General features: G+C 55.1%; 16 protein-coding genes and 1 tRNA gene. 12 read left to right on the top strand and 5 right to left on the bottom strand.

Annotated elements, in window-relative coordinates; all coding sequences use genetic code 11:
- Positions 1-27 precede the first annotated feature (27 nt).
- On the top strand, positions 28-1,089 hold the full coding sequence (dinB, locus tag RE418_RS01865; RefSeq protein WP_141970804.1) for a DNA polymerase IV: 1,062 nt from the start codon (positions 28-30) through the stop codon (positions 1,087-1,089).
- 41 nt (positions 1,090-1,130) lie between these two features.
- Here the strand turns inward: dinB and pepD are convergent, their stop codons facing one another.
- Positions 1,131-2,591 carry a beta-Ala-His dipeptidase gene (pepD, locus tag RE418_RS01860; protein ID WP_025301673.1) on the bottom strand — a complete coding sequence of 487 codons (1,461 nt, stop codon included), beginning with the start codon at positions 2,589-2,591 and terminating at the stop codon, positions 1,131-1,133.
- Between the two features lie 337 nt (positions 2,592-2,928).
- Between pepD and gpt the strand changes: the two genes are divergently transcribed.
- From gpt to proA, 5 genes are all read left to right on the top strand, one after another.
- On the top strand, positions 2,929-3,387 hold the full coding sequence (gene gpt, locus RE418_RS01855) for a xanthine phosphoribosyltransferase (protein WP_025301674.1): 459 nt from the start codon (positions 2,929-2,931) through the stop codon (positions 3,385-3,387).
- Between the two features lie 141 nt (positions 3,388-3,528).
- Positions 3,529-4,776 (top strand): esterase FrsA, encoded by a 1,248-nt coding sequence (gene frsA, locus RE418_RS01850; RefSeq protein ID WP_021504999.1) that lies wholly within the window; start codon positions 3,529-3,531, stop codon positions 4,774-4,776.
- 60 nt (positions 4,777-4,836) lie between these two features.
- Positions 4,837-5,238, top strand: a complete 402-nt coding sequence (gene crl / locus RE418_RS01845; RefSeq protein WP_004930258.1) for a sigma factor-binding protein Crl — start codon at positions 4,837-4,839, stop codon at positions 5,236-5,238.
- Between the two features lie 116 nt (positions 5,239-5,354).
- The gene (gene proB / locus RE418_RS01840; RefSeq protein WP_015376738.1) at positions 5,355-6,458 is read left to right on the top strand and encodes a glutamate 5-kinase; all 1,104 of its coding nucleotides are present in this window, start codon (positions 5,355-5,357) and stop codon (positions 6,456-6,458) included.
- A gap of 9 nt (positions 6,459-6,467) precedes the next feature.
- Positions 6,468-7,721: a glutamate-5-semialdehyde dehydrogenase gene (gene proA / locus RE418_RS01835; RefSeq protein ID WP_015376739.1), complete on the top strand. Its 1,254-nt coding sequence runs from the start codon at positions 6,468-6,470 to the stop codon at positions 7,719-7,721.
- Positions 7,722-7,831: 110 nt separating this feature from the next.
- On the opposite strand, the gene RE418_RS01830 is transcribed toward proA, so the two are convergent.
- Positions 7,832-8,080, bottom strand: coding sequence for a helix-turn-helix domain-containing protein (locus RE418_RS01830; RefSeq protein ID WP_033634088.1), 249 nt, complete (start codon positions 8,078-8,080; stop codon positions 7,832-7,834).
- 104 nt (positions 8,081-8,184) lie between these two features.
- Between RE418_RS01830 and RE418_RS01825 the strand changes: the two genes are divergently transcribed.
- From RE418_RS01825 to RE418_RS01815, 3 genes are all read left to right on the top strand, one after another.
- Positions 8,185-8,409 carry a helix-turn-helix transcriptional regulator gene (locus tag RE418_RS01825; protein WP_060447713.1) on the top strand — a complete coding sequence of 75 codons (225 nt, stop codon included), beginning with the start codon at positions 8,185-8,187 and terminating at the stop codon, positions 8,407-8,409.
- Between the two features lie 163 nt (positions 8,410-8,572).
- Positions 8,573-8,648, top strand: a tRNA-Thr gene (locus tag RE418_RS01820).
- A 567-nt stretch (positions 8,649-9,215) separates the two neighbouring features.
- Positions 9,216-9,548, top strand: a complete 333-nt coding sequence (locus RE418_RS01815; RefSeq protein WP_230203380.1) for a hypothetical protein — start codon at positions 9,216-9,218, stop codon at positions 9,546-9,548.
- 239 nt (positions 9,549-9,787) lie between these two features.
- On the opposite strand, the gene RE418_RS01810 is transcribed toward RE418_RS01815, so the two are convergent.
- On the bottom strand, positions 9,788-10,693 hold the full coding sequence (locus RE418_RS01810) for an LPO_1073/Vpar_1526 family protein (RefSeq protein WP_072271529.1): 906 nt from the start codon (positions 10,691-10,693) through the stop codon (positions 9,788-9,790).
- 3 nt (positions 10,694-10,696) lie between these two features.
- Complete coding sequence (locus RE418_RS01805; protein ID WP_060447675.1) at positions 10,697-10,945, bottom strand: hypothetical protein; 249 nt, start codon at positions 10,943-10,945, stop codon at positions 10,697-10,699.
- Positions 10,946-11,294: 349 nt separating this feature from the next.
- Between RE418_RS01805 and RE418_RS01800 the strand changes: the two genes are divergently transcribed.
- Together RE418_RS01800 and RE418_RS01795 are read left to right on the top strand one after the other, a co-directional pair.
- A protein-coding gene (locus RE418_RS01800) for an IS3 family transposase (RefSeq protein ID WP_089180344.1) occupies positions 11,295-12,415 on the top strand; the annotation gives its coding sequence in 2 pieces (ribosomal slippage) (positions 11,295-11,553 and positions 11,553-12,415; 1,122 coding nt in all).
- A 385-nt stretch (positions 12,416-12,800) separates the two neighbouring features.
- Positions 12,801-13,019 carry a TM2 domain-containing protein gene (locus RE418_RS01795; protein ID WP_015376761.1) on the top strand — a complete coding sequence of 73 codons (219 nt, stop codon included), beginning with the start codon at positions 12,801-12,803 and terminating at the stop codon, positions 13,017-13,019.
- Between the two features lie 50 nt (positions 13,020-13,069).
- Here the strand turns inward: RE418_RS01795 and RE418_RS01790 are convergent, their stop codons facing one another.
- Complete coding sequence (locus RE418_RS01790) at positions 13,070-13,600, bottom strand: hypothetical protein (protein ID WP_060447673.1); 531 nt, start codon at positions 13,598-13,600, stop codon at positions 13,070-13,072.
- A 486-nt stretch (positions 13,601-14,086) separates the two neighbouring features.
- Here RE418_RS01790 and RE418_RS01785 point away from each other — a divergent pair, with 486 nt between their 5' ends.
- Entirely contained in the window at positions 14,087-15,202 is a 1,116-nt protein-coding gene (locus tag RE418_RS01785) for a hypothetical protein (RefSeq protein ID WP_233494379.1), read from the top strand.
- Positions 15,203-15,204 lie beyond the last annotated feature (2 nt).

Below are 15,204 nucleotides of genomic sequence, written 5' to 3'. Positions count from 1 at the left end.
ACTTATACAGTGTTACTGGAGGGTGCGATGCGTAAAATCATTCATGTCGATATGGACTGCTTCTTCGCAGCGGTGGAAATGCGCGACGATCCCAGCCTGCGCGATATCCCGCTGGCGATTGGCGGCAGCGCCGATCGCCGCGGGGTGATCAGCACCGCCAACTATCCGGCGCGGCGCTACGGCGTGCACAGCGCCATGTCCACGGCGATGGCGCTCAAGCTATGCCCGCATCTCACCCTGCTGCCGGGGCGCATGGCGGCCTACAAAGAGGCCTCGCTGCACATCCGCGAAATCTTCGCCCGCTATACCCCGCTGATCGAGCCGCTGTCGCTCGATGAAGCCTATCTCGACGTGACCGACAGCCCGCAATGCAACGGTTCGGCGACGCTGATCGCCCAGGAGATCCGCCAAGCGATCGCCGACGAACTGAACCTCACCGCGTCGGCCGGCATCGCGCCAATCAAGTTTCTCGCCAAAATCGCCTCCGAGATGAACAAGCCGAACGGGCAATACGTGATCACGCCGGCGCAGGTGCCGGCGTTTTTGCAGCAGCTGCCGCTCAGCAAGATCCCCGGCGTCGGCAAGGTGACCGCCAAGCGGCTGGAGGAAGTGGGGCTTATCACCTGCGCCGACGTGCAGCAATACGATTTGGCGCAGCTGCTCAAGCGCTTCGGCAAGTTCGGCCGGGTGCTGTGGGAGCGCTGTCAGGGCATCGATCGGCGCGAAATCTCTCCTGAGCGGCTGCGCAAATCGGTGGGGGTGGAGCGCACGCTGGCGGAGGATATTCACGACTGGGAAGACTGCGAAACGCTGATTATCGACAAACTCTATCCCGAGCTGGAGATGCGGCTGCGCAAGGTGAAGCCGGATCTGCAGATCGCCCGGCAGGGCGTGAAGCTGAAGTTTCAGGATTTTCAGCAAACCACCCAGGAGCACGTGTTTCCGGTGCTGAACCGGCAGGATTTGCTGGAGGTGGCGCGGCAGGCGTGGCGCGAGCGGCGCGAAGGGCGCGGCGTGCGGCTGGTGGGGTTGCATGTGACGCTGCTCGATCCGCAGCTGGAGCGGCAGCTGGCGCTGTCGTGGGAATAAAAAAGCCGGCGGTCGCCGGCTTTTTGCGTTAAGCGTGCAGATTACGCGCGCTCAGGGATTGCTTTCAGCAACGAGGTCAGCAGCTTCCAGTACAGGCCGACGCTTTCGATATGCACCTGCTCATCCGGCGAATGCGGGCCGGTGATGGTTGGCCCGATCGATACCATGTCCATGTTTGGATATGGCTTTTTGAACAGACCGCATTCCAGACCGGCGTGGATCACCATGATGTTCGGCGTCTTGTCGAACAGATCCTGATACAGCTCGCGCACCAGGTGCATCACCGGCGAGTCGGCGTCCGGCTGCCAGCCCGGGTAGCCGCCCTTCGGCGCCACTTTAGCGCCGGCCAGCTGGCCCAACGCGGTCAGCATCTCGACCACGTAGTCTTTGCCACTGTCGATCAAGGAGCGGATCAGGCAGATGATTTCCGCTTCGTTTTCGCTGGTGGTGACCACGCCGACGTTCAGCGAGGTTTCCACCACGCCTTTCACCGCGTCGCTCATGCGGATCACGCCGTTCGGCGTGCCGTTCAGCAGCGCCAGGAAGCGCTGCTGGCTGTCGGCGCTCAGCGCCAGCGAAGCGCTGGTGGTCGGCTCCAACAGCACGGTGATGTTCTTCTCTTTGGCGGAGAGTTCGTTCTGCAGCACGGCCAGGAACTCCTGGCTCAGCGCTTTCAGTACGTCGGCCTTGTCCGCCGGCACCGCTACCACCGCGGAGGCTTCACGCGGGATGGCGTTGCGCAGGGTGCCGCCGTTCAGGTCCAGCACGCGCAGGTTCAGCGCCGCCGCATGGGCGAACAGGAAGCGCGCCAGCAGTTTGTTGGCGTTGCCCAGCCCGACGTGGATCTCGGCGCCGGAATGGCCGCCTTTCAGGCCCTTGAGGGTTAGCTTCAGGGTTTGGTAACCGGCCGGCACCGCTTCGCGCTGCAGCGGCAGAGTGGTGATGAAGTCGATACCGCCGGCGCAACCCATGTAGATTTCGCCTTCTTCTTCGGAATCGGTATTGATCAGGATATCCGCCTGCAGCCAGTTCGGCTGCAGCCCGAAGGCGCCGTCCATACCCGCTTCTTCGGTCATGGTCAGCAGCACTTCCAGCGGGCCGTGCTCAACGCTGTCGTCGGCCAGCACCGCCAGGGCGGAGGCCATGCCGATGCCGTTGTCGGCGCCCAGCGTGGTGCCGCGCGCTTTCACCCACTCGCCGGCGATATAAGGCTGGATCGGATCCTTGGCGAAGTCGTGCACGGTGTCGTTATTCTTTTGCGGCACCATGTCCAGGTGCGCTTGCAGCGCCACCGGCTTGCGGTTTTCCATGCCTTTGGTGGCTGGTTTGCGCAGCAGGATATTGCCGACCTGATCACGCTCGGCGTGCAGGTTCTTTTCTTTGGCCCAGGTGAGGATGTGCTGCGCCAGCGCTTCTTCATGATAAGAAGGGTGCGGGATAGAACAGATCTTGGCGAAAATATCCCACAGCGGCTGTGGCGAAAGCTGAGACAATTCAGACACTATAAGTCTCCTGTGACGGCAGGCTCCGACAGGACGGGCATGCCGCGCGGTTAAGGTGAGCGGGTATCTGTGCGTCGTGGCACGATCGTCAGAGAATATCACTTTATTTCCGGCGGTGCGCCCCCCGTATTGTGCGGTTTAAGCGCTTGATCACATGGCTTCGCTGCGGGAACGCTCGCTTTTTCAGCATCAATCACCGAAAAGCCGCCCGGCGGAAATCGCGAGGTTTTCCTCGGTACAGCTGGAATTCAACGCGGCCAGTCTCTATAATCTCGCGCAACCTTTTTTCCCCTGAACTACAAATAAGCCGCTTCACCGCCGGCTGGGACACGATTCTATGAGCGAAAAATACGTTGTTACCTGGGATATGCTGCAAATGCACGCACGCAAGCTGGCGCACCGCCTGCTGCCTGCCGACAAATGGACGGGCATCATTGCCGTCAGCCGCGGCGGCCTGGTGCCGGCGGGCCTGCTGGCGCGCGAACTGGGCATCCGCTATGTGGATACCGTCTGCATTTCCAGCTATGACCATGACAACCAGCGCGAAATGAAAGTGCTCAAGCGCGCCGAAGGCGACGGTGAAGGCTTCATCGTGGTGGACGATCTGGTGGATACCGGCGGCACCGCGAAAGCGATCCGCGACATGTATCCGAAAGCGCATTTCGTCACCATCTTCGCCAAGCCGGCGGGCCGTCCGCTGGTGGACGACTACGAAGTCGACATCCCGCAGGATACCTGGATCGAACAGCCGTGGGACATGGGCGTCAGCTTCGTTCCCCCGATCGGCGGTCGCTAAGTCCAGCCAGTTCCAGCCCAACGCCCGGTTATGCCGGGCGTTTGCGTTATCTTGGTTTATCCCGCCAGAGTTAGGTACACTACCTCCAGTTAAGTAGGCCTTTTGCGGCCTATCGCCAGATTTACGGAGGCTGTTGTTACCATGGCACAGGCCAACCTTTCTGAAATTCTTTTCAAGCCCAAATTCAAACACCCTGAAACCTCGACGCTGGTGCTACGCGCGCGCAACAAAGTGAGCGCCGCCATGCATTCCGCATTGGAAGGCGACACCACCGGCAGCTGGTATCGCATGCTGAATCCGTTGCTGTGGGCCTGGCGCGGCGTCAGCCCGATCGAAATCCACGAAGTGCTGGCGCGCATCGCCGCCTCGGACGCCGAACGCAGCAATCCGCAGCGGCTGGATACCGTGGTGGGCTACCGCAACGGCAACTGGATCTACGAGTGGATCCATCAGGGCATGCAGTGGCAGCAGCGGGCGACGGAACAGCAGGATCCGCTGCTCGGCGGCGAGTACTGGCTGAAGGCCGCGAGCCTGTACAGCATCGCCGGTTACCCGCACCTGAAGGGCGACGAGCTGGCCGAACAGGCGGAGATGCTCGCCAACCGCGCTTACGAAGAGGCGGCGCTGTTGCTGCCGTATCAGCTGAAAGAGCTGGAGTTCCGCATCGAAGGCGGCGGCAGCGTCACCGGTTTCCTGCACATGCCGGAGAAGGGCGAGGCGCCGTTCCCGACGGTGCTGATGTGCGGCAGCCTCGATACGCTGCAGACCGACTATCATCGCCTGTTCCGCGACTACCTGGCGCCGCACGGCATCGCCATGCTGACGCTCGATATGCCGTCGATCGGTTCTTCGTGCAAATGGAAGCTGACGCAGGACTCCAGCTACCTGCACCAACAGGTGCTGATCCAGCTGGCCTCGGTGCCGTGGGTGGATCATCAGCGGGTGAGCGCCTTCGGCTTCCGCTTCGGCGCCAATGTGGCGGTGCGGCTGGCCTATCTGGAGCCGCAGCGGCTGCGCGGCGTAGCCTGCCTGGGGCCGGTGGTGCATCGCCTGCTGTGCGACAGCAGCACCCAGTTGAACGTGCCGGACATGTATATGGACGTGCTGGCCAGCCGCATGGGCATGGCTAACGCCTCGGACAACGTGCTGAAGGTGGAGCTGAACAGCTACTCGCTGAAAATGCAGGGGCTGCTGGGGCGCCGTTGCCCGACGCCGATGATCTCCGGCTACTGGGAGCGCGATACGCTCAGTCCGAAAGAGGAGTCGCAGCTGATCGTCACCTCCTCGGTGAGCGGCAAGCTGGTCGCCATCCCGCGCACCCCGGTGTACGACAGCTTCCACCGGGCGTTGCTGCAGATGTCCGGTTGGCTGAGGGACAAAATGCGTTAATTAGTTGCTAAATTTTAACAGTTTGTTAAAAAGAGTGGTCTACATTGAGGAGGTTAGAGAATGACGTTACCGAGTGGTCACCCTAAAAGCCGACTAATGAAACGTTTTGCCAGCTTGGGGCCGTACCTGCGTGAAGGGCAATGTGAAAACGACCGTTTTTTCTTTGATTGTTTGGCCGTCTGCGTCAATGTAAAGCCCGCTCCGGAGAAGCGTGAGTTCTGGGGCTGGTGGATGGAGCTTCAGGCGGAAGAGGCGCGCTTCACCTATTCGTACCAATTCGGCCTGTTCGACAAGGAAGGCGACTGGACGGCGCAAAACATTAAGGATGATGAAGTAAACGCCAAGCTGGAAGACACCCTGCGCGACTTCCATCGCCGCCTGGGCGAGCTGCTGGCGACCATGGAACTGGGGCTGGAACCCGCCGACGATTTCAAAGAAAAACTGATCAAACTCTCCGCCTGACCCCGTTTGACCACGTATTGTGCTGATTTCGCGTTGTGCCTGTTGGCATAACGCGTCTCTCCTGTTACAAAGACCTTTGCACTCTTCTTCTCATCATTACACACGGCAGAAATACTATGAACGGCAGCCAGACATTGGTTGTGAAATTGGGCACCAGCGTGTTGACCGGCGGATCGCTGCGTCTGAACCGCGCCCACATTGTCGAATTGGTGCGCCAATGTGCGCAGCAACACGCCGCGGGCCACCGCATTGTCATCGTCACTTCCGGCGCCATCGCCGCCGGGCGCGAACACCTGGGCTACCCCGAGCTGCCCGCCACCATCGCCTCCAAGCAGCTGCTGGCAGCGGTAGGGCAGAGCCGGCTGATCCAGCTGTGGGAACAGCTGTTCTCCATTTACGGCATTCACGTCGGGCAGATGCTGCTGACGCGTGCCGATCTGGAGGACCGCGAGCGCTTCCTCAACGCGCGCGACACCATGACGGCGCTGCTGGATAACCGCATCGTGCCGGTAATCAATGAGAATGACGCCGTCGCCACCGCCGAAATCAAGGTGGGCGACAACGATAACCTGTCGGCGCTGGCGGCCATTCTGGCCGGGGCTGACAAACTGCTGCTGCTTACCGATCAGCAGGGCCTCTACACCGCCGATCCGCGCAACAACCCACAGGCCGAACTGATCCGTGAAGTGCACGGCATCGACGACGCGCTGCGCGCCATCGCCGGCGACAGCGTCTCCGGTCTGGGCACCGGCGGCATGGGCACCAAGCTGCAGGCGGCCGACGTGGCCTGCCGCGCCGGCATCGACGTGGTGATCGCCGCCGGCAGCAAGCCGGGCGTGGTGGCGGACGTGATCGAAGGCAAACCGGTGGGCACCCGTTTCCACGCGTTGGAAACCCCGCTGGAAAACCGCAAGCGCTGGATCTTCGGCGCGCCACCGGCCGGTGAGATCACCGTCGACGATGGCGCGGTGGAAGCGATGATGGCGCGCGGCAGCTCGCTGTTGCCGAAGGGCATCCGCGAAGTGAAGGGCGACTTCTCGCGTGGCGAAGTGATCCGCATCCGCAACCTGGCGGGGCGCGATCTGGCGCACGGCGTCAGCCGCTACAACAGCGACGCGATGCGCATGATCGCCGGGCACCACTCGCAGGAAATCAGCGAGATCCTCGGTTACGAATACGGTCCGGTGGCAGTGCACCGCGACGATATGATTGTCAGTTAAGGAGTGAGCATGCTGGAGCAGATGGGGAAGGCCGCCAAGCAGGCCTCCTGGCAGCTGGCGGTGCTGAGCACGGCGAAGAAGAATCAGGTGCTGTCGGTGATGGCCGACAGGTTGGAAGCCAACAGTGAAGCGATCCTGCTGGCGAACGAACAAGACATGGCGCAGGCGCGCGCCACCGGCATGAGCGAAGCGCTGCTCGATCGCCTGCTGCTGACCCCGGCGCGGCTGGCGGCGATTGCCAACGACGTGCGCCAGGTATGCCGCCTGAACGATCCGGTCGGCCACGTGCTGGACGGCAACCTGCTGGACAGCGGGCTGAAGCTGGAGCGCCGCCGGGTGCCGCTCGGCGTGATCGGCGTGATTTACGAGGCGCGGCCGAACGTCACCATCGACGTCGCCAGCCTGTGCCTGAAAACCGGTAATGCGGTGATCCTGCGCGGCGGTAAAGAGACGCACAACACCAACCAGGCGACGGTGAAAGTGATCCAGCAGGCGCTGGAACAGTGCGGCCTGCCGGCTGCGGCGGTGCAGGCGATCGACAGCCCGGATCGCGCGCTGGTGAACGAACTGCTGCGCCTGGACCGCTATGTCGACATGCTGATCCCGCGCGGCGGCGCCGGCCTGCACAAGCTGTGCCGCGAGCAATCGACCATCCCGGTGATCACCGGCGGCATCGGTGTGTGCCACACCTACGTGGATGCCGACGTCGATTTCGACAAGGCGCTGACGGTGATTGAAAACGCCAAGATCCAGCGCCCCAGCGCCTGTAACTCGCTGGAGACGCTGCTGGTGAACCGCAGCATCGCCGCCGAGTTCCTGCCGGCGCTGAGCGCCAAAATGGCGGCGGCGGGCGTGACGCTGCACGCGGCGGAAAACGCGCTGCCGCTGCTGCAGGGCGGCCCGGCGACGGTGGTGCCAGTGAACGCGGAAGATTACGACGATGAATGGCTGTCGCTGGATCTGAACGTGCTGCTGGTGGACGATATCGATCAGGCCATCGACCACATCCGCACCCACGGCACCAACCACTCCGACGCGATCCTCACCCGCTCGCTGAGCAGCGCCGAGCATTTCGTGCGCGCGGTGGACTCCTCGGCGGTGTACGTCAACGCCAGCACCCGCTTCACCGACGGCGGCCAATTCGGCCTGGGCGCGGAAGTGGCGGTGAGCACCCAGAAACTGCACGCCCGCGGCCCGATGGGCCTGGACGCGCTGACCACCTACAAGTGGATCGGCTACGGCGACGATCTGGTGCGCAGCTAAGGCCGGATTGCGGTCATAAAGAGGTCAGGGCGCAGCGTGCTGCGCCCTGATTGTTTTTGGGGAAGAGAACTTAAGCTGAGAATCCGTTTACCTGAGAAGCGGGCTCCCCTTTATCTCAGCTTTCTAGCGTTACGCCCAATGCGTTCCATAATTGGCCCGGTATTTACATCCAGTAACCGCGCGATCAAGGCAAATTCCACGACATCCAATTTTCTTTCGCCATTTTCAACCTTGGCGATAAAGGATTGTGGGCGGCCAAGTGCTTCGGCTAACTTGACCTGAGTGATGCCTTTTTCTATACGAGCGTCTCGAAGTATTTTTATAACCAATTGATATTCTGCTGAATAAACTGAGGTCATGACGTTTTCCGCGAGTGATATCCCAAAATCGAATATCTGCGATTGTTGTAATTATCCCAAAACAGGATAATTACAAGGCGAGGTAATCAAGAGGATTAAACATGATGGATAAACAAGATTGGCATCCGGCGGACGTCATCGCCGCTTTGAAGAAGAAGGGCACGACTTTGGCGGCAGTTTCCAGAAAAGCCGGATTGGCATCTTCTACGTTAGGTAATGCTTTGGCTAGACATTGGCCAAAGGGGGAGAGGCTGATCGCTGAAGCACTGGAGCTAGCGCCAGCGGAAATATGGCCTTCAAGATATGGTGGTATGATGCGCCGTGAGTGAATGATAGGAGCTGCACGAGCTGCATTTTATGCTCGTGTAGCACGGTCTTCAGATCGCCGCTGATGATAAAACAACCAAACGCCCCGGCGGCTATTGACTCATTTCGTGCACAGGTCTACCTTGTTCAACGCACTTCCGGCTTGCCCCGCATGCCCGGTTCGATGCCGATATAGCTCAGTTGGTAGAGCAGCGCATTCGTAATGCGAAGGTCGTAGGTTCGACTCCTATTATCGGCACCATAAATCAATACGTTACGAAATCCTCTTTCATAAAACCTTCCTTTTTTCTTGCGTACTTATTTAGCAAGGTATAGCCCCTTACCATAATCTCCCCTTGAAATCGTTATCCTTTGACCGTTGGCTGAAATCCGATTGTTGCATATGATACCCATTTTGCAGAACAGAAGCTCAGCAAGGAGCTTCTGTTTGTCGTAGTTGTGGCGAGGGAGAAGCAAAGGTTACGTCAGTCATCAAACGATTAAGTTTTTAGCAATTGTAGAGATAACCCTTGGTATTCCTACTGCATTCTTGTCACTTTCGCAACCCATTCAACACCATTAATGACTGTCGTTCTTCTGGCTATGATGCTTGGCCCGATACTGACTTTAAAATTAAAGAACAGAAGAAAATTAGTTGGTTCAAACTAGCGGACCGGTAAGTAAATCAGCATCAGGGAAATAATCTCTCAAATGGCTCACAACTTCTGGGGCGCGAGATTTAAAAAAATCAGGCGAATAAAAATTAAAGGAACAATCACAGCATTATTTTTTCCAGTTCTGCTGGCGTTAACGGGGTGTCAACACTTAAATGACGTCACTGGGAAAGTCGGGGAGGCGTTTAATTCCTCCTTATCTTCTTTTAGTGGGGGAGGCAATCCCACTGGGCAGAAAAAACACTACACTGGCTTCTGATAATATCCAGTTGAACACCGTTAGCGGTTTAGGTTTTATTTTTCATGACTATGAAGTCAATGCGATGGAGGGAAAAAGGAACTTGATTGGGGAGGAAATCAGTATAAGCAATGCCTCCATTATGGAGGCTCAGGAAAAATACGATACTGTGAAGCACCTTGGTGCGCAGCGAAAAAATAAAATCTACGTTATTCCATGCATCTGGTGCGAAATGTTGTGGTGGGATTAACTTTTTATCTTACTATACAAGATAGGATGAAAATATTTTAAAGTTCGATAAAGGGGGGAGATGATATTTCTGGTGTGATATATGGCATTGGCGACAGGGTTTTTAATACGCATAACAATGAAAATATGATATGGAAAGTTACTAAAATTGATGGAAAAATTATACATTAAATTATTACTAAGAGCACATTGGCTTTATAGAAAGCCAATGTATATTATTTTAAAACATAAGTTATATGCCTAAGCTAAGAAACCTCTGGCACGAAGATAGTTTTCAGCTATCATTACACCTAACTTATTAATAACAATTTTGTTGAAATCAGAAAGGGTGCTGATGTTGAATTTATTAATTAAATCAATTATATATGGAATTTTTTCTTTTGCATACGCTTCATCATCATTTAACTCTATCCCGGTTTTTCCTTTAAATAACTCGAAATAACTTTTTGTATAATAATTCTCTGAGGAAATGCAGCCTTTAACATCAAGCATAGTCAAATCAACCGGCTGTATTGTTTTTATTCCATCAGTAATTCTGTCAAAGTCTATAGATGGGGTGTTATATGTGTGAGTGTAAACACTTCTGCAAAATTGTTTACTGACATCATTTATTGAATAACTTTCATCTTCATGATCAAGTATTTCTGTCAGGCTTACTCCATTAATGCTTTTGTGACAAAATCTAAAGTAATATATTAAGGAAATAAGTTTCATTTCACTTGTGGTTAAACGAGGAGTTATATCTAAGGCGTGATCAATAAGAAGATCAGTTTCTTCTTGGTTGTTTTTTATCTTTGATACAATAAGTTCTTTTAATAAATCAGATTTAGCTCCTAATCCTTTCCTGGCAACCTGTATAACAGACTGGTTCATTGCATATTGAATATCAGGATCTCGTAATTTTTCCATTACTATATCCTCAACTTCAGAAGATAGCTTTTCAATTATTTGACTTCCAAATTCAGTTGCACGTAAGCGAGCTTCCTCTTGTGCTTCCTGACGTAATGCAGCCATTTGGGTTGAAACAACAAGATTACAGATTGCAATAACCTCAGTCGTGGTATTTCCTACATTAAAATCTCCAGCAACCTGAACCGCATTGCTGTTATCACCCACTTTTTGTCCAGAGTTATCTAAAAAAGACATTATTTAATCCTTCTTGGAATTGATGTTAACATCACCACCGATTTGAATTCCTGAACCGTTTTTACCTATTTTTTGATTTATTTTTTTATTAGTATTACCTTCCGGTTTCTTTTTCATATTGGCTAATGAAGTTAAAAAAGTAACTAAGCTTACAAGGAAAGCAATAAAAGAAGCCAAGGACTTCTGATCTAGTGCCAGATATCCAAGCCCCAAGGTTGCAAAGAGTGAAATAACGGAAATAGCTATTCTCATGTTCTGGATCCTGTGGAAAAATATGCTTTTTCAATTAAATAATACTGGGTGTAAAACCAGTTGTCTATCAATTGAGTACTGAAATAGGAGGAGCACTTCCAATTTTCCCCTGTGAGCTATGAGCTAGACCTTGATTTCATCGGGTTTTTAACAGGCTTAAGCCCTTTCTTTTTTGTCTCTTGGTTACGGTGGAAAGGCAATAAATGCCGAGGTTCATTGGAATTTGGCTTTTTCTCGGTTTTATAATTGTAGTTAGCTAGTTAGCTAGTTAGCTAGTTTGACCTGCTCCCCGCTGATTAATACACCGCGATGTTAGTAATGTCTTCATAAGCCACATGAGGACATCCCCATGAAGAAGCGTTTTTCCGACGAACAGATCATCAGTATCCTCCGCGAGGCTGAAGCCGGGGTTTCTGCCCGTGAGCTCTGCCGTAAGCACGCCATTTCCGACGCCACCTTTTATACCTGGCGTAAGAAGTATGGTGGTATGGAGGTGCCCGAGGTTAAGCGCCTGAAGTCGCTTGAGGAAGAGAACGCCAGACTCAAGAAGCTGCTTGCCGAAGCCATGCTCGATAAGGAGGCACTCCAGGTGGCTCTGGGGCGAAAGTACTGACGACAGACCAGAAGCGGGAAGCCGTTGAGTTTATGTGTGATGCAACCGGTCTGTCGCAACGTCGTGCCTGCAGGCTTACAGGTTTGTCCCTGTCGACCTGCCGCTATGAGGCTCGGCGTCCGGCGGCTGATGCGCATTTATCAGGGCGAATCACTGAGCTGGCACTGGAGCGCAGGCGTTTTGGCTACCGCCGCATCTGGCAGTTACTGCGCCGTGAAGGCCTTCATGTTAATCACAAGCGCGTGTACCGCCTTTATCATCTGAGAGGGCTGGGCGTAAAACGCAGACGACGTCGTAAAGGGCTGGCAACAGAACGTCTGCCGCTGCTCCGCCCGGCGGCGCCCAACCTGACCTGGTCGATGGATTTTGTCATGGACGCGCTCGCCACCGGTCGCAGGATCAAGTGCCTGACCTGTGTGGACGACTTCACGAAGGAATGCCTGACGGTCACTGTTGCCTTTGGGATTTCAGGCGTGCAGGTGACACACATTCTGGACAGCATTGCGCTGTTTCGGGGCTATCCGGCGACGATAAGAACTGACCAGGGGCCGGAGTTCACCTGCCGCGCACTGGATCAATGGGCTTTTGAGCATGGTGTTGAGTTGCGCTTAATCCAGCCGGGCAAGCCAACGCAGAACGGATTTATTGAGAGCTTTAACGGACGATTTCGCGATGAATGTCTGAATGAGCACTGGTTCAGCGATATCGTTCACGCCAGGAACGTCATTAATGACTGGCGGCAGGATTATAACGAGTGTCGTCCACATTCAGCACTGAATTATCAGACGCCATCAGAGTTTGTAGCACGGTGGCGGAATGGAAAATGTGAAGGTAAACAAACCGACATTACTAACTGATGGCTGTATCTAATACTGGGGGCAGGTCAGTAAAGGGACATATCTTTTGGCTTCACCTCAGCAGATTTAAAGTGGCATTTTCTTTCCTGAACAACCAGTTCAGGCTGACGAGCAGGTACTGAGGTACTGAGGTGCTGGTGTTGTTTTGGTAATGCGAAGGTCGTAGGTTCGACTCCTATTATCGGCACCACCTCCTCTCCAGGCTCCATATGCTTACCCTTTCGCCGGTTAAACAACCGTTTAATTAATCACTGTTATAATTACCCCTGTTGAGTCTTGATGGATGAATGTTTTCTCCTCAAGCATTGCGATGCGGCGCTCTGCGGAGCGGCATCCGTTTTTTGGACATGCCGGTGGTTCGGTGAGAAGTAAGGAGAAGTGCACTATGAGCAGAAAAGACAAGCTCGCGGCGGCCCTGCTGGCCATCTTCCTGGGTGGGCTGGGCATTCACAAGTTTTACCTGGGGATGAAGTGGTGGGGGCTGTTCTACCTGCTGTTCTGCTGGACGGGGATCCCGGCGATTGTCGGCTTTATCGAAGGCATTATTTATCTGTTCCAATCGGAAGAGAAGTTCAACCAGAAATACAATCCGGGTCTGATTTAAGACTTTGCTGACGGCGCCTCCTGTTAAGGAAAGCGCCGTTTTTCATTCCGCTACTGTTTCTTCATCATCTTGCCGCGCATTTCCTCACTCATCATTTTATTCGAGCTGGAAATGACGCAGTTATATTGCTTGCCTTGGTTGATGATCATAAAGGTGCTGACCGGATCTTTAAAATCCTTGTCGATGGTGAAATAAATATAGGCCTGCGGCAACGCGGCCGGTTTAAAGGCACCGAAGGCATACACATCCGCCAGGCCCAGCGCGGAGAGATCGACCGTCAGTTCCATCGGCTGTTTGTCGTTGGGCGACGGGAACATCGATTTGGCCGACATCATCATGGTGCTGCTATTGATGGTGTAATCGGTTTTAACCTTCATGCCGATATATTTCGATTCCGGCATGGAAAGTTCTTTTTTGCAGGCGGCGTCGTGCTGCGGCGCCGGGCTGCCGTTTTCTATCACGGCGTGCACGTGTTCCAGCGTCACTTCCGCGTTGCCGGTGGTAGGTTGCGCATCGGCCGCGTAAGCCGCGCCGCTGAAGGCGGCCACAGAGGTAAGGATAATGCCCGTAACGATTTTCATTGTCGGTCTCCGGAATGCTAATAATGCTATTAATTGCGGTGTGTAGCCTATTGGCTTGATAAAACGCAAGGTTACCCGTTCCGTGGAAATAAAATTCCCTCGGAATTTTTATAATAAATAGCGTTTCACCCACGCGATACGCGAGGTTTGTTTAATTATATTGAGAGCCTTTCTCTTTTGTTTTTCAGTCTGTTTATCTGCATATAAAGAGTATGTCTAAACATAGTTAATGTTTAGAATATGCACAAGTTATTGTGTTTTTTACCCGCTTTTATTTTTCTTTTTTTAATGGGTTTATAAATATTGCATTGAGATACAGGGAGTTGTCTTTCCTGCGTTAAAATCACTCTGTGAAGCGTTATTTATGTGATCTCTGTAGTCACAGAAATAACGCTGAAATTATTATCTTTCTATTTAACGGCTAATTATTCATGGCATAGGCTTCAACCCTTTGCGTTTCCTGCGCTAGAATCAGGCGGTTTTCTCGTGGAAAAGGATATCGCCATGGCCGCCTGGGCCTTTTTGATCGTCGGTTGGGGGTTGATTTGGCAGGATCACCCGATTTTCGGCGTGCTGTGCATCGCGCTGTTTGCCGTGCTGCAATGGGTGAAGTACGCCGCTAAAGGCGTGCAAGACCCCGAAGAGGCCGCAGAGTGGCGCAAAACCGACTGGCATTCGCAGCCGATTGAAATGGCGCACGCCGGCGACAGCGATCGGCAGATTGGCGGCGTGGGGGAGCTGGGCATGGGCGGCCCCAGTTTTTGGACGCTGCTGCTGCGCGACGGGGCGATTGTGCATGGCGCCTGTGCGGCGCCGCAGGATGTGGACGATGGCAAGCTGCGCCTGATCCCGACCCGCGGCCGTGAGGGTGAGGGGCTGACGGTGTACGAGCCTGCTGCCCGGATGATGTACGCGCTGCCGGCATTGACCGATCGCGAGCAGGACGCGCTGGCCGCCGGTACCGCCGAGGCGCTGGCGCGGCTGCGGGCGAGGTGTCGGCAGGCGGAGGCTACGCCGTTGCACCTTGTGCGCGGTCTGTGGGTGCCGCCGTGGACAGAGGATCCGGCCGATCGTCTGGAGATCGCCTTGCCCAACGGCCGGGTGCTGGCGGCGCGCTTGATGTTGCCGGCGAATCTGCGCCTGGCGGACGATCCTGCCGCGCTGCTGCACACGCCGCCTTATGAACTGTTGCTGGATAACCGGCCGACCGATCGCTTCGTGCGCGATCTCGAACGCGTGGCGGAATCCCCGGCGGGTGACGGTTTGAGCGTCGGCGGCTGCCAGTTCCGCGGCGAGCATATCGTCGATGGCCTATACCATCTCTACTTCGCCGGCGAGTGGTTCAGCCTGCTCTCGTATGCGCATAAACCGGCGGGCGGGCGCGGTTCGGACACCACCTTTTTCGTCGAGCGGGTCGAGCCGCAAAACGGCGGGGTGTTTGTGATTGAGTGGGATGCCTACAGCGTGGGGCCAGGCGGGCGTGAGCCGCGCGTGCCGGCCCCGCCGGTATTGGTTATCGCGGTGAGTTGGCAGGAAACGCCGCTGCAGTTGCCAACGGCCAACAACCGCGTGACCGTGCGCTTGCCCAACGCCGCGGCGTAAGG

The organism is Serratia sp. szju, assembly GCF_044594185.1.
GTDB classification, from domain to species: Bacteria; Pseudomonadota; Gammaproteobacteria; order Enterobacterales; family Enterobacteriaceae; genus Serratia; species Serratia bockelmannii.
This window is presented reverse-complemented; position numbering and strand designations above follow the sequence as displayed.